18 protein-coding genes and 1 pseudogene are annotated in these 18,967 nt (G+C 43.2%); 12 read left to right on the top strand and 7 right to left on the bottom strand.

The features are described from left to right. Positions 1 to 208: 208 nt before the first annotated feature. A complete protein-coding gene (locus FOC32_RS03195; protein WP_125279813.1) occupies positions 209 to 1,159 on the top strand; it encodes a phospholipase D-like domain-containing protein in 951 nt (316 codons plus the stop codon). A 33-nt stretch (positions 1,160 to 1,192) separates the two neighbouring features. On the opposite strand, the gene FOC32_RS03190 is transcribed toward FOC32_RS03195, so the two are convergent. From FOC32_RS03190 to FOC32_RS03180, 3 genes and pseudogenes are all read right to left on the bottom strand, one after another. Next, entirely contained in the window at positions 1,193 to 2,098 is a 906-nt protein-coding gene (locus FOC32_RS03190) for a hypothetical protein (RefSeq protein ID WP_175966321.1), read from the bottom strand. Between the two features lie 92 nt (positions 2,099 to 2,190). After that, positions 2,191 to 3,036: pseudogene (locus FOC32_RS03185) on the bottom strand (YifB family Mg chelatase-like AAA ATPase); the annotation flags it as partial. A gap of 65 nt (positions 3,037 to 3,101) precedes the next feature. Then, positions 3,102 to 3,329, bottom strand: a complete 228-nt coding sequence (locus FOC32_RS03180; protein ID WP_034169813.1) for an accessory factor UbiK family protein — start codon at positions 3,327 to 3,329, stop codon at positions 3,102 to 3,104. A 278-nt stretch (positions 3,330 to 3,607) separates the two neighbouring features. Between FOC32_RS03180 and glnK the strand changes: the two genes are divergently transcribed. The 7 genes from glnK to FOC32_RS03145 all read left to right on the top strand — a co-directional run bounded on the left by glnK (position 3,608) and on the right by FOC32_RS03145 (position 9,747). Continuing rightward, positions 3,608 to 3,946, top strand: a complete 339-nt coding sequence (glnK, locus tag FOC32_RS03175; protein WP_004650081.1) for a P-II family nitrogen regulator — start codon at positions 3,608 to 3,610, stop codon at positions 3,944 to 3,946. Between the two features lie 60 nt (positions 3,947 to 4,006). Beyond that, positions 4,007 to 5,422 carry an ammonium transporter gene (locus FOC32_RS03170; RefSeq protein ID WP_005233457.1) on the top strand — a complete coding sequence of 472 codons (1,416 nt, stop codon included), beginning with the start codon at positions 4,007 to 4,009 and terminating at the stop codon, positions 5,420 to 5,422. A gap of 139 nt (positions 5,423 to 5,561) precedes the next feature. Next, a complete protein-coding gene (gene nrdR / locus FOC32_RS03165; protein WP_004787309.1) occupies positions 5,562 to 6,029 on the top strand; it encodes a transcriptional regulator NrdR in 468 nt (155 codons plus the stop codon). Between the two features lie 2 nt (positions 6,030 to 6,031). Next, complete coding sequence (gene ribD / locus FOC32_RS03160) at positions 6,032 to 7,120, top strand: bifunctional diaminohydroxyphosphoribosylaminopyrimidine deaminase/5-amino-6-(5-phosphoribosylamino)uracil reductase RibD (protein ID WP_125279624.1); 1,089 nt, start codon at positions 6,032 to 6,034, stop codon at positions 7,118 to 7,120. Then, entirely contained in the window at positions 7,117 to 8,409 is a 1,293-nt protein-coding gene (locus tag FOC32_RS03155; protein ID WP_004787305.1) for a DNA adenine methylase, read from the top strand. Before ribD ends, FOC32_RS03155 begins: the two co-directional genes overlap by 4 nt. Positions 8,410 to 8,432: 23 nt before the next feature. Further along, positions 8,433 to 9,092, top strand: a complete 660-nt coding sequence (locus FOC32_RS03150; RefSeq protein WP_125279625.1) for a riboflavin synthase — start codon at positions 8,433 to 8,435, stop codon at positions 9,090 to 9,092. 109 nt (positions 9,093 to 9,201) lie between these two features. Then, complete coding sequence (locus tag FOC32_RS03145; RefSeq protein WP_005233462.1) at positions 9,202 to 9,747, top strand: VTT domain-containing protein; 546 nt, start codon at positions 9,202 to 9,204, stop codon at positions 9,745 to 9,747. A 102-nt stretch (positions 9,748 to 9,849) separates the two neighbouring features. Here FOC32_RS03145 and FOC32_RS03140 read toward each other — a convergent pair whose 3' ends face one another. The 3 genes from FOC32_RS03140 to FOC32_RS03130 are packed head-to-tail and all read right to left on the bottom strand — an operon-like array spanning position 9,850 to position 12,339. After that, complete coding sequence (locus FOC32_RS03140; RefSeq protein WP_125279626.1) at positions 9,850 to 10,464, bottom strand: hypothetical protein; 615 nt, start codon at positions 10,462 to 10,464, stop codon at positions 9,850 to 9,852. Positions 10,465 to 10,490: 26 nt separating this feature from the next. Further along, positions 10,491 to 10,898 carry a DNA polymerase III subunit chi gene (locus FOC32_RS03135; RefSeq protein ID WP_004787296.1) on the bottom strand — a complete coding sequence of 136 codons (408 nt, stop codon included), beginning with the start codon at positions 10,896 to 10,898 and terminating at the stop codon, positions 10,491 to 10,493. Next, entirely contained in the window at positions 10,891 to 12,339 is a 1,449-nt protein-coding gene (locus FOC32_RS03130; RefSeq protein WP_125279627.1) for a leucyl aminopeptidase, read from the bottom strand. Before FOC32_RS03130 ends, FOC32_RS03135 begins: the two co-directional genes overlap by 8 nt. 156 nt (positions 12,340 to 12,495) lie before the next feature. On the opposite strand from FOC32_RS03130, the gene lptF reads away from it, so the two are divergent. The 4 genes from lptF (at position 12,496) to FOC32_RS03110 (ending at position 17,537) form a co-directional block, all read left to right on the top strand. Next, positions 12,496 to 13,596 (top strand): LPS export ABC transporter permease LptF, encoded by a 1,101-nt coding sequence (gene lptF / locus FOC32_RS03125; protein WP_034169783.1) that lies wholly within the window; start codon positions 12,496 to 12,498, stop codon positions 13,594 to 13,596. Between the two features lie 2 nt (positions 13,597 to 13,598). After that, positions 13,599 to 14,669, top strand: coding sequence for an LPS export ABC transporter permease LptG (gene lptG / locus FOC32_RS03120; RefSeq protein ID WP_005233468.1), 1,071 nt, complete (start codon positions 13,599 to 13,601; stop codon positions 14,667 to 14,669). A gap of 124 nt (positions 14,670 to 14,793) precedes the next feature. After that, entirely contained in the window at positions 14,794 to 16,341 is a 1,548-nt protein-coding gene (gpmI, locus tag FOC32_RS03115; RefSeq protein ID WP_175966319.1) for a 2,3-bisphosphoglycerate-independent phosphoglycerate mutase, read from the top strand. Positions 16,342 to 16,364: 23 nt separating this feature from the next. Then, entirely contained in the window at positions 16,365 to 17,537 is a 1,173-nt protein-coding gene (locus FOC32_RS03110) for a S41 family peptidase (RefSeq protein WP_175966318.1), read from the top strand. Here the strand turns inward: FOC32_RS03110 and FOC32_RS03105 are convergent, their stop codons facing one another. Continuing rightward, entirely contained in the window at positions 17,538 to 18,959 is a 1,422-nt protein-coding gene (locus tag FOC32_RS03105; RefSeq protein WP_414632198.1) for a sigma-54-dependent transcriptional regulator, read from the bottom strand. Positions 18,960 to 18,967: the final 8 nt, after the last annotated feature.

Here is an 18,967-nt window from a genome sequence, read left to right as displayed (position 1 = left end):
TAATATAGTGTATATTCAAATAATCTACTGATTTATATTAATAAATTTTTTATAGTGGGGGTGGTGTATTGATTGTAAGAAAACTTAATTATACACTGTATCTGTCAATAATTTTATTAATATAAAATTGATATAAATCAAAGAGTTAATCTTTTAAATTGGTAAAAATATTAATTGGAAAATGGCATTATTAACGTAGAAGTAGCTCATGTATCAAAGAAACAAAGTTGAAATCAAAGCCTATTTTGAAGAGATTGATCAGCATTTAATTAGGGAATTAAATAATGCAAAAGAGTCAATATTAATATGTGTTGCTTGGATTAGCTGGAAGTTATATACCCCAATTTTAAATAGGCTTTCAAGAAAAGGGGTAAAAATTGAAATCATCTATTATAATGACTTTATAAATAGAAAATATTTAAAAATCCCAGATGAAGAAGTAAAGATTTTTCCTGTAAAACCTAGATTTAATAAATATATGCATAATAAATTTTGCATAATTGATAATGAAACTGTAATAACGGGAAGTTTTAACTGGTCAAAAACAGCTGTACTGCATTTTGAAAATATTGTGGTAGTGAAGAACGATTTGAAATTGGTGAAGTCATACTTACGTGAATTTTATGATATAAAAGATTTTTATCATTATGAAAATAAAAATAAAATTAGTTGCCATGCTAATGCGTGTGAAGCGGGAGCTTATAATTTGGCAATTTTAGGAGCGGAGTCAGGAAAATATGATGAGTCATATATAGAAGTTTGGAATGTTTGTTTGTCTAAAGAAAACTCCGCAGTAAAGTTAACAGATGAATATGCACAATATTTACATACTCATTTAGGTATAAAAGATGATTATTATGACATATATATCGATTATAATGCTGAATATGATAAGGATATAATGTTAAGTGAATTTAATAGAGAAAGACAAATATTTATAGATGCGCATCAATATTTCCATAATACTTTTAAAGTCCCAATTAATGCTGTTGGTCAAGTGGTTATGACAAATCCAAATGAACATATAGAATATGGGCAAGAGCCAGAGTATATAATAGATATTATTTGGCGAGATATGTATTTTAGAAAATTAATACCTAGTGAAATTTATGATGATGGTTACTACTTTTCAAGTGAAATAATTTCAAATCATATATAATTTTTTATATATGATGTTTTTTATAATTCTAGTTTATAAGAAATTATCAATACTATTAAAGGACTCAATTTTGGTAATTAAGAAAATTTCATTTTTCTTAATCCAAATTCCTTTAATAGTTAAACCTAGATCATTTATATAAGGAGGTGTGATAATAGGATGGCGGATTTTTGAGTATTTATTGTGTGGTGAGAAGATAGTGTCTTCTAATGACATTTGTAATACAGAAATAACTTCTTGGACTTTTGGATTATATGTAATTGATTTTAAGAAATTTATCGATTGATTTCCTAATTTTTTATAAGAGTCTCTGATCACATAAATGTAATTATATGAACAGTCAAAATTTAGATAAAAATATTTATTAATTATTTTTTCACGGCTATGAATAAGAATATCATTCTTAATAAAACTATTTTTTGTGAAAAAAGCCTGTAGAAGAACCATGCATGAGATGAATACTCTCTTACCTGTGACTGTAATTAAATCACAATAATAGCTTTTTAAAAATATATGAAATAGTTCAGAATCTTTATTAAGAATTTTTTTTGCTACGAGTTTTTCAAAGAAATTAATATTAATTAAGTCAAATTTTATCAAAGTTTCTAAATTTTCAACTTTTGGCTTATTAAATTTAAATAGAAAGTTTAATTTTAAAGAACATATTGTATTTGAAAAGTTAAAATTTTGAGAAATATATTTTTGACCTTTCCAAATGGAACCTATCTTGGCTTTATACAATTGATTTAAACAAATTGTAGAAATAATAAAGTTATCTTCAATAAGGGACTTCTTATTAATATCAACTTCCCAAAGCAAAACATAAATTAAAGGGCTACTTGAATTTCCTGAAAAATTATTCTCAATTCCACCATATAAGGTTAAGACACGTATTACATCATCATTAGGAAAACTATTAAGGAGAAAATTTGAGTTCATATTTTTAAAAAGAACTAATTAGTAGGTTAGAATTTTTCCATTAATAACTTTACTAGCATTTATTGTTGTAAAACTAGCTTTTATTTTTGTAAATGACAGCCACCGCCGACCAGTGCAATGGCAGAGGCAGTATGATGCGGTGCCCGAAATGGCCGCTGACCAAAGGGATGATTGGCATTGGCAATTGAATAGATACTGGCAACTTCCAGATTTTCCTGAGTATTTAAGGGCGGTAAAATACTGGCGAGGCGCGATGCTAACAAGGTTTTACCTGTACCAGGTGGACCGCGGAACAGCAGGGAATGGCCGCCAGCAGCTGCAATTTCCAAGGCACGTCGTGGTCGCAATTGTCCTTTCACATCCGCTAGATCAAATTTATAAAAAGAGTGCTGATCTAATGGACTGGTCTTAAACGGGGTCAAGGTTTCTGCTTGAGCCAGATGTGCACAGACTTCCTGTAAATGATTGGCAGCAAATACCTGAAAATCCGGGAGCTGAGAGGCTTCCTGAGCATTCGGACTAGGCAAGATCAGCTGGTGCTGTTCCTGCTGGCAGGCGATTGCAATGCTCAAGATGCCTGTTACAGGCCGCAATTGACCATCTAAGGCCAGTTCACCAATAAACTCAAGATTATCAGTACAATTTTCTGGAAGCTGTCCTGAAGCAACCAAAATTCCTAGCGCAATCGGCAAGTCTAAACGTGAGCCATTTTTAGGTAGATCGGCAGGTGCCAGATTAATCGTCAGGCGTTTAGTCGGAAACTGAAAGCCACTATTCAGAATGGCAGAGCGAACCCGATCCTTACTTTCTCTGACTGCGGCTTCAGGAAGCCCCACAATGGTGAGGGAAGGCATGCCAGAACTGACATGGACTTCGACTTCAATTAAAGGTGCATGCAGGCCTAACAGGCCTCGCGTATAAATTTTGGCAAAAGACATATTGTTGTTCCAATATAGTGCATTATTTTTATTGTTCTCGTGTCTTTTGTGCACTGTAGTTGTGCTTATTTTTTAATCGAGATTTTTTCTTCTAGCTCTTCGACTTGTTTTAGTAAATCATTTAAACGCTGATTGGCATTATTTAGGGCAGTGCGTTGGCGTTCAAGCTCTTCTTTAGACACTAAATCCATCTTGCTAACGGCTTCATTGAGCAGGGCACGCAGATTGTGTTCCAGATCCTTTTTAGGCTGTTCAACTTGCTGCAAAATTGCTTGTAACAGGGTTTCAATCATAATCCGATCCATCGCCATATAAATGCGCGGACAGTGTAGCATTGCTGCAAGAGTGACTGACAGTATTTCAGATAAAATATAGGCTGCTTCGATTAGTAATATTGTAAAAATCCACATAAAAAATATCCGATTTGTGCAGATTCCAATACGTTATAAGTATAAAATAAAGGAGCAAGAAACATCGTGCCGGGCTTTCTAATTTCCCCCGACCTTAGGAATCTTGGCATGAAATTTGAACATAAAACCTTACTGGTGAAATAAGCCGAAGGAAAACAAACATGAAGCTCGTAACTGCAATTGTAAAACCTTTCAAATTGGATGATGTGCGTGAAGCATTATCTGAAATTGGTGTTCAAGGCATCACTGTGACTGAAGTCAAAGGCTTTGGTCGTCAAAAAGGCCATACTGAACTTTATCGTGGTGCTGAATACGTTGTAGATTTCCTACCGAAAGTCAAAATTGAAATCGCAATCAGCGACGAAATGGTTGATTCGGTAATTGAATCAATTACTCGTGTTGCAAGCACTGGAAAAATCGGTGACGGAAAAATTTTCGTAACTAACTTAGAACAAGTCATCCGTATTCGTACCGGTGAAACAGGTGCAGACGCTGTTTAATTTGGCACGAAGTTTGCTGAGTACCTAATAACTCACAAAAAACATGGTTGGGGGATACGAATGAAAAAAATGCTAATGGCGTTCGGCTTGTCCAGCGCTCTTTTAGGGGGTTCTGTTGCGTGGGCTGAAGAGGCCGTAACAGCACCAACACCTACTGAAGAAGTCGCACTTGTTGCAGAGACTGGTGATACTTCACTTACAACAACAGACACAACTACAGCAGAGATTGCTGAAGTGGCGCCAGCTGAACCAGCAGCGCCTGCAGAAGAAGAAGCTACTCTCGATACTGGCGATACAGCCTGGATTCTCACTTCAACAGCCCTTGTATTACTGATGACCATTCCAGGTTTAGCCCTGTTCTATGGCGGTATGGTCCGTAAGAAAAATGTGCTGGCAACAATGGCACACAGCTTTGTTGCTGCAGCCGTAGTCAGTATTGCTTGGGTCGTGATTGGCTATACCTTGGCCTTTGGTGAAGGAAATGCCTTTATCGGCAGTCTGGACAAGCTCATGCTGGCTGGAATAACCACCGATGCGCTATCCGGCACAATTCCTGAAATCCTGTTCGTGATCTTCCAAATGACGTTTGCCATTATTACGGTTGCCATCATCAGCGGTTCAATTGCGGAACGTATGAAGTTTGGTGCTTTCGTGGCATTCATTGCACTCTGGGTAATTCTAGTTTATGCACCAATTACTCACTGGGTATGGGGTGGCGGCTGGTTAGGCAACGACGGTGCGCTTGACTTTGCTGGTGGTACAGTCGTTCACATCAACTCAGGTGTAGCGGGTCTGGTTGCAGCCTACATGCTAGGTAAACGTATGGGCCTTGGCCGTGAATCAATGGCGCCACATAATCTGACTTTAACCGTCGTCGGTGCAAGCTTACTTTGGGTAGGCTGGTTCGGCTTCAACGGTGGTTCAGCATTGGGTGCAAATGGTTCTGCAGGCTATGCGCTGATCGTAACTCAAGTTGCAGCAGCGGCAGCAGCAATCTCTTGGTTAATTACTGAAAAAGTAGTACGTGGTAAAGCCTCTGTATTAGGCGGTGCTTCTGGTGCGGTAGCAGGTCTGGTGGTGATTACTCCAGCAGCTGGTTTCGTTACTGTCGGTGGTGCACTGGCAATGGGTCTGATCGGTGGTGTGGTATGTTTCTGGGGTATTACTGCCTTGAAACGTGTACTGAAAGCCGACGATTCTCTAGATGCCTTTGGTCTGCATGGCGTCGGTGGTATCGTTGGTGCGATTCTGACAGCATTCTTTGCAAGCGAATTCATCATGGGTGATGCTGCTCCAGCAAATGTAATGAGCCAACTTTGGGTTCAAGTTGAAGGTGTACTTGCAACCATCGCTTACTCTGCAGTATTAACTTTTGTGATTCTTAAGGTGATCGATCTGATCATCGGTATCCGTGTTTCTTCTGATGATGAACGTATGGGTCTGGACTTGAGTCAACATGGCGAACGCGTAGAATAATCTGCTAAAACAATAATCAATATATTGTGTAAAACAGCCCATATGGGCTGTTTTTTTTCTATATGTTGCGTAAAACTCTACAAAGTTTGGAATTTTTGCTACACTCGGAAATCATCAGGATTTGTTCAATTAAACCGCTATGCATTGCCCATTTTGCAATACACCAGACAGTAAAGTGATTGATTCACGCCTGGCCGCTGAAGGTTGCCAGATTCGCCGCCGTCGTGAATGCGTCAGTTGTAATGAACGCTTTACCACCTTTGAAAGTTATGAAGTGGTGATGCCGCGTGTCATTAAATCTGATGGCAAGAATGAACCCTTTGATGAAGCCAAATTACGCCGTTCACTGATGCATGCCTTGCAGAAACGTCCTGTGACGCAAGAACAGATTGAAACGGTGCTCAGTGATATTCAATTACAGATTCGCCGTTTGGGTGAACGTGATGTGAAATCACGCACGATTGGTGAAATTGTCATGCAATCTCTATTTGCACTTGATCATGTCGCTTATGTCCGTTTTGCTTCAGTCTATCAGGACTTCCAGGATGTCGAAGCCTTTCGTCGTCAGATTGAACAAATGCAGCAACGCGGTGAGTTTCAAGAATAAGCATGACTGAACTCACTCAAGATCAAATCTGGATGCGCCGTGCCATCGAACTGGCACGTCAGGGACAGTACTCCACTAAACCCAACCCGAATGTCGGCTGTGTCATTGTCAAAGATGGCATAATCGTAGGTGAAGGTTTTCACCCTAAAGCAGGTCAACCTCATGCGGAAGTTTTTGCCATGCGTCAGGCGGGTGAACAGGCACGTGGAGCAACGGCTTATGTCACTCTGGAGCCGTGCGCACATTATGGCCGTACACCGCCGTGTGCCAAAGGTCTGGTTGAAGCAGGCTTAGCCAAAGTGATTGTGGCTTGTCCTGATCCGAATCCACTGGTCGCTGGAAAAGGTGTGCAGATCCTGAAAGAGGCCGGTATCGAAGTGGAAGTTGGCATCTGTGAAGATGAAGCGCATCTACTAAATGATGGCTTCCTGAAAGCCATGGCAACCGGTATGCCTTATGTGCGTCTAAAAATTGCATCCAGTCTGGATGGCCGTACGGCAATGGCATCGGGTGAATCAAAATGGATTACTGGTGTAGAGGCTCGACAGGATGTACAACATTGGCGTGCGATTTCCGGTGCAGTAATTACCGGGATTGATACGGTATTAGCAGATGACTGCCAGCTCAATGTTCGTAGTCTGAAAGAAGTTGATGACATCAGCACAATCGTTCAGCCAAAACGGATTATTCTGGATCGTCAGGGGCGTTTGCCACTGACTGCCAAAATTTTAGAAAATCCAGAAACGGTAATGGTGATGGGGCCTTATCGTCAGGAGCTGGCTGAGTTGGGTGTGATCCAACTCGAAATTCAGCCTTTAAAAGAATTATTACAGCAACTGGTTCAGCTGCATCAGATTTATGATGTGCTGGTTGAGTCAGGCGCAACCTTATCTACCGCATTTTTACAGGCAGGACTGGTGGATGAACTCATCAGTTATGTTGCACCGACCTTATTGGGGCAAACTGCGCGTAGTATGTTGAATGCAGAATTTAGCCGAATGGCAGAACAACTTCGATTCAAGCTACAGGATGTCACTCGCGTGGGTGATGACGTGCGCTTCAGGTTAATTCCTTCTCAAGAGACACTATGAATTCAGAGTCTACGGTTTATCACAAACGCCGCCATGCGGCACGTACTACCGATGAATATCTTTTCCATCAGTTGGTTCCTTATTTGGGGAACAAGCGCCGTTTACTACATTTAATTCTGGAAGCACTTGAGAGCACGGGAACCTTAAAACGTGAAGATGGTCGTGCGCCTATTTTTGCCGATTTCTTTGCTGGTTCTGGTGTGGTGTCGCGTTTAGCACGTCAAAATGGCTATCGTGTGATTGCCAATGACTGGGAACCGTATAGCCATGCGCTGAATCATGCAGTTCTGGCTTGTACTGATGCACCTGCATTTAAAGAACTGGGTGGCTATCAGAAAGCAATTGATTATCTGAACCGTCTGCCTGAAGTCAAAGGCTGGGTGACGCATAATCTGTGTCCACGCAATGACGAAATCTATGATCCGACCCGTGACCGTTTATTCTTCAAACGCCGTAACGGCATGCGTATCGATGCGATCCGTCAGCAGATTGCCACTTGGCAAGCGCAAGGTGCGATTGATGACGTGGAAATGAGTGCCTTGCTGGCACCATTACTTTATTCAGCCAGTTTTGTCAGCAATACTTCAGGTGTATTTAAAAGTTTCCATCATGGTTGGGGCGGTAAGACTCAAACTGCACTAGAACGTATTGAATCACTACTTTGGTTAACGCCAAGCCGTTTTTGTGAAGATGCCAAGCATCAAGGACCTGCCGCAGAAATGTGGTGTGTGGATGCCCAACACTTAGCCAATCAGATGAGTGGTTTTGAAGTCGATGTAGCTTATCTTGATCCACCCTATAACCAGCACGCCTATAGCAGTAACTACCATGTACTGAATGCTTTAACACTCTGGGATCAGGTGGATCTGCCTACGCCAGACACTAAAGGCTTCAAGAGCGGAATTGACCGTGCATGGCGTAAAGAACGTCCAAGTCAGTACAACTCATCCAAGCATGCCAAAGAAGCCTATGAAACTTTGTTAGCGACCATTAATGCGCGTTTTATCCTGACCAGTTATTCGACCGATGGTAATATCAGTGCCACAGATTTGTTGCAGGCCAACCTGAAACGCGGCCGTGTAACCTTGCTCACTCAGGATGTGCCACGTTATCGTGTCAGCAAACAGCGCCAGTCTGAACGTGCACGCGTACTAGAATTTATTGTAATTACCGACACGCATGCCAAGTCAGGTCCACCAATTCGTCAGTTACTGAGCCAGTTGCATCATTATGCCGAGCTGGGCGGTGTGGATACGACCGGGGTGAGTACCCAATTGGCCTTGTGGTAAGCGCAGAGAAAAAGGAAATAAAGATGTTTACAGGTATTATTGAAAGTCTGGGCAAGGTCGAGAGCCTGCAAGGCGTTGGTGGTGATGTGCGTTTACGCATCCAGACGGACCTGGATATGTCCGATGTACATCTAGGTGATTCGATTGCCACCAATGGCATCTGTCTGACCGTAATTGACTGGGGTGAGAACTGGTATGCTGCAGACGTATCACGTGAAAGTCTGGACCGGACTACACTGGCTAACTGGAAAGTCGGCCAACCTGTAAATGTCGAAAAGGCGATGCTGCCAACTACACGCTTTGGTGGACATATTGTTTCTGGTCATGTCGATGCTGTGGGTGAAATTAAGGTGGTACGTTCCGATGCTCGTTCCATCTACTTTGAAGTGACTGCACCAAAAGAAATTGCCAAATATCTGGCAGAAAAGGGCTCTATAACAGTAGATGGCATCAGCCTAACCATCAATCACTTACGTGGAAATATCCTTAGTCTGAATCTGATCCCGCATACAGCCGAACGTACCAATATTAGTACCTGGAAGCTAGGCACTAGAGTCAATCTGGAAGTGGATATACTGGCGCGTTATATCGAGCGTTTATTGCTTGGTGACAAGGCCGCAGAACCTACAGAACAGTCTAAAATCAGCATGGACTTCTTAGCCGAAAATGGCTTTTTGAAATAAATTAGCTACACAATTACCAGACAATCTAATTGAAAAATTAGACTGTTTTTTTATTTTTCGGGATAATACGTGGCTCAACTCGCGATTTTAGCCCCAGTGGACAGGTCGAATGCTCGATTTTTTACTTCATCTTGAACAGTCTTTACCCTTATTACTGGAGCAGTATGGGGTATGGATCTATGCAATTTTGTTCCTGGTGATTTTTGCGGAAACAGGTTCGCCGTTTTTCTTCTTTTTGCCAGGTGACAGTTTGTTGATTGCTGTCGGTGCGTTGTGTTCCAGCTCTGACCTGATTACCTTGCACTCCATGGGTTTATTACTACTGATTGCTTCGATTCTGGGTTATACCGTGAATTATTATTCGGGTAGAGTACTCGGATTAAAGTATTTCAATGAGCATTCACGATTTTTCAAACCCGAATATATGGTCAAAACCAATCATTATTTTATGAAACATGGTGGCAAGACGATCTTAATTGCGCGTTTTATTCCCTTTGTACGTTCCTTCGGTCCTTTTGCGGCAGGTTCTGGCCATATGAGCTTTGCGACTTTCAGTTTTTATAATGTAACTGGGGGAATTCTCTGGATCAGCACTTTGCTAGGGGTGGGCTATCTGCTTGGTAATACCGCATTTTTACTGGCTGACTTGTTTTAATTTTAAAGTAGATTTTAGCTAGATAGAATAAGTTTAAACAAGGCAAGCAAGGAGTTAAGGCTGAAAAATAAAAAGACTATTTCAGCCAAATGACTATCAACTTTACTCAGCCAGATCAGAATTTTTCAGAATATAGTCAATTTCTTCTTTGGCTGCAGCGCGTAATTTCTCACGCAGTGCATTGATGGTTTGTTCAATCACAGTTTCTGCTTCGAGTTCCAGACGTAACCGTAAGCTTTCCAGCTCAGACAAAATCTGGGTATCATCGATATTTAAGCGACCTTTGGCAAAGTCGAGAACCTGATCCGGATTTTTCTGATAGCGTGCGGCATAATCCTGAACTTCAGTATCCAGTATATGACGCATTTCAGCAAGCTTCTGGGTTTGCTCGGCAAATTTTCGCTCTTCATCACGGCGTAGCTGTTCGGCATAAGCCTGTTCTTCAGCACGTTTTTCGGCTAAGGCTTTTTCGAGTGCCCGTTGTCTGCGAATGCGTGCTTCTTCAATCAGTTCGGCCTTGCGCTGTGCATACGCTGCTTCAATTTTACGCTCAGACTCTTTCTGTAACTGCTGGTCGCGGACCAGCCATTCTTCTACAACGGTTTCAGGCTTAAGTACTTCACAGATGCGCGAGAGGTCATCGATAAAGGTCTGACGTACAGCCTCAGGTGTGTTTAACCAGCGCTGTTTAAAATCTGGACCTACATTTAATGCCACTTGCATCTCCTTGTTCACGTGATTACTTAGAGCTTAAAGGTATTTGGCTGAATGCCAAAGCGACGATATTGTTTATATTTTTCACGTCCCAGCTGTTTGGCCGGTTCATTGTTTTCAATAATCTCAATAATGTGACTAAATTTCGCATCAGGTTCAAGTGCTTCCGGATTAAAATTAAAAATAATCCAGCCCGACTGCTCTGGTAATTGAGCCGAGATACAAACGGTTGCATCTGGCTGATCGATTCCATGCGGAATAAAGCTGGCAGGATCAAAGTTCCATAGCTTTTCATCCAGTTCCTGCTGTAAGGCAGGATCAGCACACAGCAGCCAGATGCGCTCTGGCTGACGCAAAATTTTACGGCATAAACGACAAGTGCTGTCCACTTGTCGTTCAGGACTTTTTTCAAATAAATAAAAGCTGACCTTAGCCATGCTTTTGAACGCGATTAGCCAGGAATTGCATTAATAAAGGTACTGGACGGCCAGTTGCGCCTTTATTTGGACCTGAATTCCATGCAGTACCTGCAATATCCAAGTGAGCCCAGCGATAGTCACGTGTAAAACGTTGCAGGAAGCATGCAGCTGTTACAGAACCAGCTTTAGGGCCACCAATATTGGCAATATCAGCAAATGGGGAATCCAGTTGTTCCTGATAGTCGTCCAGTACCGGCATGCGCCATACACGGTCAAATGCGTTTTGGCCAGCGGTTTCAAGTTCTGCAGCCAGCTCATTGTCTGGCGTAAACATACCAGTCAAGACTGAACCTAACGCCACTACACAAGCACCGGTTAGAGTTGCAATATCAATCACCAGAGCAGGATTAAAGCGTTTCACATAAGTTAATGCATCGCAGAGTACCAGACGGCCTTCAGCATCAGTATTTAAAATTTCAACGGTTTGGCCACTCATGGTGGTGACGATGTCACCTGGACGTGTTGCTTTGCCAGACGGCATATTTTCCGCTGCAGCAATCGCACCTACAACGTGAATTGGTAAACGAGATTCACATAGTGCACGAAGCGTGCCCAGAACTGAAGCTGCACCGCACATATCGTATTTCATTTCGTCCATGCCAGCGCCTGGTTTTAATGAAATACCACCGGTATCAAAAGTAATGCCTTTACCCAGTAATACCACTGGTGCTTCTTCACGATGCGCCAGATATTCAATCGTAATAATACGGCCTGGACGATCTGAACCTTTGCTGACTGCAAGGAAGGCCCCCATGCCAAGGTCAGCCATTTGCTGTTCATTGAGTACAGTTACTTTAAGCAGGTCCGGATATTGAGCCGCCAGCGCTTGGGCCTGTTCTGCCAGATATTCCGGGAAACAGATATTGCCAGGACGGTTACCCAGATCACGCGCCAGATTCTGACCAGTCTGTACGGCCTGAATCAATTGCAACTGTTCAGTTGTTAGCGGAGTTTCGGCAGCGATGAAATCAATCTGCTGCAGAATAAATTCGTTCTTTTTCGACTTGTATTCGTCATAGCCGTAGCTGGCCTGAGTTAAAGCCAATGCAAACAGATAGTGCAATTCTTGTGGAAGTTGTGTCAGATCAACAGAAATCTGTTTGAATTTTTTTTGAGAGGCTTTAATAATGGCCTGGGCAATTTTCGCCAGTTTTCCCGCTTGTAATTCGGCAGTCTTGCCGAGGCCGATCAGGGCCGCATGCTGAGACTGGCTGACCTGTCCAATTAGGCTTAAACTTTCTGCTAGACCGGCCTTGAATTGGGAGGCTTCAATTAATGTGTCTAGGTTGTTGATTTGGTATGTTGATGCAGCGCTCTGAATTTGCTCTGAGTTGACTAAAATCAACAAAGATTGACTTGATCCATTCTCTGGGAATGACGTATTAATTGTAAGGTTCATATCTTGTTTTCACGCCTGTTTAGATTTGCAAATCATTCAAGCATTGAAACATTTATCCGAATAGATTTTCAATGGGCAGAGCCACCTAGGTTTTATATTTTTGCTATTCGGGTAAACTAGCACTCGTTTTATGGAGCTCATTTTGGAAGAACTAATTTGATTATTCGGCGTTATCTGGTCAAGCAAGTGGTATCGACCTCCTTGGTGGTGATTGCCTTACTGACCCTTATCATGATGGGCGGTCGTTTGATCAAGTATTTTGGTGTGGCCGCACAGGGGCGTCTGGATGCTGGAATCCTGTTCAGCATCATTGGTTATCGTTTGCCTGAATTCCTGACCTTGATTCTTCCACTTGGGTTCTTTATTGGTTTAATGCTGGTCTTTGGTCGTCTCTATGTTGATCATGAGATGGCGGTCTTAAATGGTAGCGGAATTAGCCGGCATCAGCTGGCACGTCTTTTGATTCCGATGACTTTGGTCTATCTCCTTGCACAAGGCTTTCTCATGTTGTGGGCTTCACCGTGGGGGATTCGACAGTTCGAAGCCTTGACCAGTGAGCAGGCAGTACGAACCGGCTTTGATCTGGTTCGGCCCAAAGAATTTATCTCTTCCGGACCTTATACCATTTATGCCGGAGATCTATCCGAAGATCGCAAAAACCTGAAAGATATCTTTTTCTATCAGCGTGCGGAAAAAGAAGGCAAGCCAGATGTGATGATTCTGGCGCAGGAAGCGACCCGGATTGAAATGCCGAATGATGCAGCTAATGTGGTCGACCTAGTCAATGGTCGCCGCTATGAAATTTATCCAGGCACGCCGCAATATACCCAGGCTGAATTTGAAAGCTATCGTTTACGGATCGAAAGTGATAAAGAAGCATCACTGGCCAGTGATGAAGTTGAAGCCTTGCCGACCGGACAGCTTTGGAAAAATCGTCAGGATCCTGTCGTAGCCAGTGAGCTTGGCTGGCGTGTCTTTGTGCCATTTGCCATTGTGATTGCCCTGATTTTGTCTGTAGCCCTGTCTGAAGTGAGCCCACGTCAAGGTCGCTACCTCAAATTATTCCCGGCACTGATGATCTTTGCCAGCCTGATCGTCGCCCTGATGGCGATCAAAACCCGGGTCAGTAAGGCGGAAATGGGCATTTGGGCTTATCCATTAGTCCTGATCATTTATGCTATAGCCGGTGCATTGTTCTCACGTAAACAGAATTTGGCGCCAAAAATTAAAAAACGGATTCAGCGAGTGAGGTCTTAACAATGTTAGCACGTCGTATAGTTGCCAAACATGTGACCGGAACCACTGCGCTGGCGATGCTTGGGGCAACAGCTGTTCTTTCAGGTCTGCAGGTCTTATTTACGTATTTAGGTGAATTGGGTTCCCTGAAAGAAGGCTATGGTGCCTGGGATGCCTTGAAATATGTACTCTGGGGCGCACCCAATTATTTGTATGAAATCCTGCCAATTTCGGCACTGATTGGTGCGGTACTCGGTTTGGGTACATTAGCTTCCAATAGTGAGCTGATCGTAATGCGTTCAGTCGGCGTTAGCCTGTGGCGTATTGTCGGCTGGGTCATCCGTTCAGCATTGCTATTAGTCGTATTGTCGTTTGCCCTGAGCGAGTGGGTGATTCCCTATACCAATGAACAGGCCAAAGCTGTCAAAAGCTATAACAAGCCGGTCAAAATTGGTGAAGTGAAAGGTTACTGGACGCGTGAGGGTAATCGCTTTATCTATATTGATTATGCAAATGCCAAAGGCCAGCTGAAAAATGTGCAGATGCTGGACTTTGATGACAATTATCGTCTGCGGGGTACTCTGGATGCCAAACAGGGTGAGTTTGTCAAAGATGGGGCCTGGAAACTAGATAGCACAGAACAGTTTGATATTTTACAAAACGGCAATGCGACACTGGTACAGCATGATGAGCAGCCACTGGCTTTGGCCTTGCAGCCAAAATATGTGCATATGGTCACGATTGATCCGGAAGATTTATCGCCAAGCCAGCTGGTGAGCTTTATGAGCTATATGCATGAATATAGTCAGGTACCTAAAACCTATCAGCTGGCCTTCTGGCAGAAAGTCGGTTCGCCATTTGCCCTGATTGCGCTGGTAGTGATTGCCTGTTCATTTATTTTCGGACCATTGCGTCAGCAATCCATGGGTTTCCGTTTGGTGATTGCATTATTCGCAGGTTTAGGCTTCTTCTACCTGCAGGATTTTCTTGGCTATGCCAGTCTGGTCTATGCGCCGTCACCGGCATGGTTCGTATTTATTCCTATTTTGCTGATGTTTGCTATTGGCGGCTACTTACTCCATCGGGCCCGCTAAGCTACAGGAAAATAGAAGAAATCAATCGCAACAAGAGGCTTAAACCATCGTCTGGTCATGGCCTCTTTTTGCAAAATTCGGTAAACTAGAGCGATTAATTCGTAGACGAAAAGAGTATTTCATTATGACGGATGCAACTGCTGGCAAAATCCCTCACGTTTTGGTGATAATGGATGGTGTGGGTCATCGCGAAGCGGTCGAAGACAATGCGTTTTTAGCGGCTAAACGACCAAATTTAACTGCTATGCAGGAAAAGCATCCGCATGGTTTGATCTCAGGTTCAGGTGAAGATGTCGGCCTGCCTGATGGTCAGATGGGGAACTCTGAAGTCGGTCATATGAATCTTGGTGCTGGCCGTGTGCTCTATCAGGACTTTACCCGTATTACTAAAGATATCCGTACTGGGGCTTTCTTCGAACATGAAGTGCTGGTAGATGCGGTTGAGAAAGCCAAAGCAGCAAATGGCGCAGTCCACATTATGGGTCTGCTGTCTGAAGGCGGTGTGCACTCACACGAAGACCATATTGTGGCCATGGCTGAACTGGCATTAAAACGTGGTGCTCAGGTTTATCTGCATGCGTTCCTCGATGGCCGTGATACTCCACCAAAAAGTGCTCAACCCTCTTTAGAAAAACTGGATGTATTATTTGCTCAATATCCGGGTCAGGGTCGTATTGTCAGCATGATCGGTCGTTATTTTGCCATGGACCGTGACAACCGTTGGGATCGTGTAGAGCAAGCGTACCGTCTGCTGACTGAAGGTGAAGCAGTGCGTACTGCAGCTAGTGCAGTTGAAGGTCTGGAACAGGCTTATGCTGCAGAGGAATCAGATGAATTTGTAAAAGCGACTCGCATTGGCGACACTGTGAAGATTCAGGATGGCGACAGCGTCGTATTCATGAACTTCCGTGCTGACCGTGCCCGTGAATTGACTCGTGCCTTTGTTGAAAAAGATTTTGCTGGTTTTGAACGTAAGGTTGTACCGAATCTGGCGAAATTTGTAATGTTGACCCGTTATCAGGCGACCATTGATGCGCCAATAGCCTATATGCCAGAAGCGCTGGTAAATTCTTTAGGTGAGTATCTGTCGAACTTGGGTAAAACTCAGCTACGTATTGCAGAAACCGAGAAATATGCGCATGTAACCTTCTTCTTTAGCGGTGGCCGTGAAGATGAGTATCCAGGTGAAAAACGTATCCTGATCCCATCGCCAAATGTTGCGACTTATGACCTGAAACCGGAAATGAGTGCCTATGAAGTCACTGATGAACTGGTGGCAGCGATCAATTCAGGCGAGTTTGACCTACTGGTTGTGAACTATGCCAACGGTGATATGGTCGGTCATACAGGTGTATTTGATGCAGCAGTGAAAGCCGTTGAAGCCGTGGATACTTGCTTAGGCCGTGTTTATGAAGCTGTGATGGCGAAAAAAGGTCATATGATTATTACTGCCGACCATGGTAATGTGGAGCAAATGCAGGATTATCAGAGTGGTCAGGTGCATACCCAGCATACCACTGAACTGGTTCCATTTATCTATGTGGGTCCAAGTTCTGCAACAATCGCAGAAGGTGGTGTATTGGCTGATGTCGCACCAACCCTGCTGAACTTGATGCAAATTCCGGTACCAGCTGAAATGCAGGGTCGCAATCTTATTGAGCTGCACGCTTAAACTTTTATAAAACGGGTATAAGAATGATAAAAACACATGGCAAGTCTGTAGTCTTATCCTGCTTACTGATGTGTTTGAGTCATTCCGCCTGGAGTGCTGTTTCGACCGAGATGGCACTCGATGAACTGGAAATAGATGAACAGGTCTATAATGAAATTCCTGTTACATCCATCCAGGAATTTGTTCAGATTTATGGCATCGTCAAAGATAATTATATTCAAGACAAAAATGACGATGTGCTTTTCCAGCAAGCCATTCAAGGTTTGGTGAGCGGCTTGGACCGCTATTCCCGCTATTTATCTCCTGAAGACTATAAGCAGCTGCGTGAATATACCGAAGGTGATCTGGCCAGTATTGATTTTGATCTGTATTTTAATCCACAGCTAAAACAATGGATGGTACAAGGCTTGAGTCCAGATGCTGACTCTGCCAAGCAAGGCCTTCGTAATGGTGTAACAGTTTATAAGATTGATGATCAGGTCTTGAGTGCGCTGAAACGTGAGCAGGTGCGAGATTTATTGACTGGTGCTATTGGCTCTACTTTAACGCTACAGCTTTCTGCGCAAAGTGTACCGATTACACTGGTTCGCAATACCAAAGTGGATACCGAGATTAAATCGACCTTACACAGCAATCAGGTTCTGGTGCTACAGGTCAAAGTCTTCCAGCAGGATACCGCTAATGAAATCAAACGGATTATTGAAAGTTATTCAACTAATCGCCTGAAAGCGGTGCTGTTTGACCTGCGTAATAATCCGGGTGGTTTATTATCTGCAGCTGTTGAATCAGCAGATTTGTTTCTGAATCAGGGTATTATTGTCTCGACCAAGAGCCGTTCTGAAGGTAATCAGCAATTTCAGGCACTACCAGGAATTGAGTTTCAGAACCTAAAAGTCGGGATTCTGATCAATAACCGTTCTGCTTCTGCTGCAGAAGTATTTACTGCTGCTCTGAAAGAACATAATCGTGCTTGGGTGGTAGGAGAAAAGAGCTATGGCAAAGGGGTAGTGCAAAAGCTATTCCCTTTAAGTAATGGCTCTGCTTTGCAGATGACAGTATCTCAATACTTTAGCCCGAGTGGCAATATGATCGAAGGACAGGGGATTCAGCCACATTTCACCTATCCCTTAGGTCAGGATGCACGTGAGGAGAGCTATCTGGATCACGTCACAGACTTGCTGCTCCTGCAAAAATAATTATTCCTCTTCTTCGGTATCCAGTCCGAATTTTTTCAGACGGTAACGTAAAGACCGAAATGACATCCCCAGTTTCTTCGCGGCCAATGTACGGTTCCAATGGGTCAGATTCAAAGCATTCAACAGAATTTCTTTTTCAATCTTTTCTAAATACAGTTCCAGACCTTCTTCGGGGAGTTTCTTGGGAATAATGATCTGATCCGAAGATGAAGTCGGCTCTGCCAGATTGGCAGTTTCTGATAAGACAGGTGCCATATGACGTAGTGGAGCAGTTTGCAGATGCTGAAGATCAATCTTGTCTTCATCACTCAAAATAATTGCGCGTTCAATAATGTTGCGCAGTTCGCGTACATTGCCCGGATAATATTGCTCGAGTAAAAATTCTTTACTCCGTTCCGTCAACTTTTTCGCAGGAATTTCCCATTCTTGGCAGATCTTTTGAATAAAATGCTCAGCGAGGAGCAGAATATCCTGGCCGCGCTCACGCAGGGGTGGTAAGACCAGATCCATCACATGAATACGGAAGAACAAGTCCTGACGGAATTTGCCTTGTTGTACCAGCGCATCGAGATCCTGATGGCTGGCACTGATGACACGGAAATCGACATCAATTTCAGTATCGGAACCGACTGGACGAATGCGTTTTTCCTGAACAGCACGTAACAGTTTGACCTGCATAGATAACGGTAATTCAGCAATCTCATCTAAGAACAAACTACCTCCATGGGCAGACTGAATTAGTCCCTGCTTGTCCTGTGTCGCGCCAGTAAAGCTGCCTTTCTTATGGCCAAACAGTTCACTTTCCATCAGTTCAGTCGGGATTGCACCGCAGTTAATTGCGATAAAAGGTCCTTCATTGCGATTGCTGAGACGATGAACCAGATTGGCGACAACTTCTTTCCCGGTACCTGATTCGCCAGTAATAAACACGGGTGCCTGGGAACGGGCAATTTTTTTCAAGGTGACACGCAATTGCTGAATAGGCAGAGATTGTCCAATCAGCAGCTTATGTTCTAGTGAATCATTGGAATTATTCTGATAATAGTCTACTGGTTTATTTAGTGCTTTTTGCAGCAGTTGCTCCAGATGCTTTTGATTGATCGGTTTGCTAACAAAGTCAAATGCACCTGCCTTGAGTGCAGCAATAGCAATATCCATATTACCATAGGCCGTTAGAACAGCTACCGGAAGGTAAGGGGAATGCTGGTTAATCCAGTCCAGTAATTGCAGACCATTGCCATCAGGAAGATTTAGATCCGTCAGACAGGCATCATATTGATGATCTGTCAGAAATTTTTTTGCATCTTCCAGACGATGGGCAATATGTGTACGGATTCCCATGCGCATCAATGACATTTGCATGAGGGTACATAGATCTTCCTCATCATCCACCAATAAAACCAGTGGTTGTTGTTCCACAATATTTCCCC

It is taken from the genome of Acinetobacter sp. FDAARGOS_724, assembly GCF_013364475.1.
Classification (GTDB): Bacteria; Pseudomonadota; Gammaproteobacteria; order Pseudomonadales; family Moraxellaceae; genus Acinetobacter; species Acinetobacter variabilis.
The sequence above is the reverse complement of the archived record's forward strand: the minus strand, read 5'-3'. Positions and strand labels throughout refer to the sequence as shown.

Excerpts from the sequence above, each read along its gene's own strand:
- FOC32_RS03145 (WP_005233462.1), top strand. The coding sequence starts at position 9,202 with ATGCTCGATTTTTTACTTCATCTTGAACAGTCTTTACCCTTATTACTG.
- ribD (WP_125279624.1), top strand. The coding sequence starts at position 6,032 with ATGACTGAACTCACTCAAGATCAAATCTGGATGCGCCGTGCCATCGAA.
- FOC32_RS03195 (WP_125279813.1), top strand. The coding sequence starts at position 209 with ATGTATCAAAGAAACAAAGTTGAAATCAAAGCCTATTTTGAAGAGATT.
- lptG (WP_005233468.1), top strand. The coding sequence starts at position 13,599 with ATGTTAGCACGTCGTATAGTTGCCAAACATGTGACCGGAACCACTGCG.
- FOC32_RS03135 (WP_004787296.1), bottom strand. The coding sequence starts at position 10,898 with ATGGCTAAGGTCAGCTTTTATTTATTTGAAAAAAGTCCTGAACGACAA.
- FOC32_RS03180 (WP_034169813.1), bottom strand. The coding sequence starts at position 3,329 with ATGATTGAAACCCTGTTACAAGCAATTTTGCAGCAAGTTGAACAGCCT.
- glnK (WP_004650081.1), top strand. The coding sequence starts at position 3,608 with ATGAAGCTCGTAACTGCAATTGTAAAACCTTTCAAATTGGATGATGTG.
- FOC32_RS03190 (WP_175966321.1), bottom strand. The coding sequence starts at position 2,098 with ATGAACTCAAATTTTCTCCTTAATAGTTTTCCTAATGATGATGTAATA.
- nrdR (WP_004787309.1), top strand. The coding sequence starts at position 5,562 with ATGCATTGCCCATTTTGCAATACACCAGACAGTAAAGTGATTGATTCA.
- gpmI (WP_175966319.1), top strand. The coding sequence starts at position 14,794 with ATGACGGATGCAACTGCTGGCAAAATCCCTCACGTTTTGGTGATAATG.
- FOC32_RS03155 (WP_004787305.1), top strand. The coding sequence starts at position 7,117 with ATGAATTCAGAGTCTACGGTTTATCACAAACGCCGCCATGCGGCACGT.
- FOC32_RS03130 (WP_125279627.1), bottom strand. The coding sequence starts at position 12,339 with ATGAACCTTACAATTAATACGTCATTCCCAGAGAATGGATCAAGTCAA.
- FOC32_RS03150 (WP_125279625.1), top strand. The coding sequence starts at position 8,433 with ATGTTTACAGGTATTATTGAAAGTCTGGGCAAGGTCGAGAGCCTGCAA.
- FOC32_RS03170 (WP_005233457.1), top strand. The coding sequence starts at position 4,007 with ATGAAAAAAATGCTAATGGCGTTCGGCTTGTCCAGCGCTCTTTTAGGG.
- FOC32_RS03110 (WP_175966318.1), top strand. The coding sequence starts at position 16,365 with ATGATAAAAACACATGGCAAGTCTGTAGTCTTATCCTGCTTACTGATG.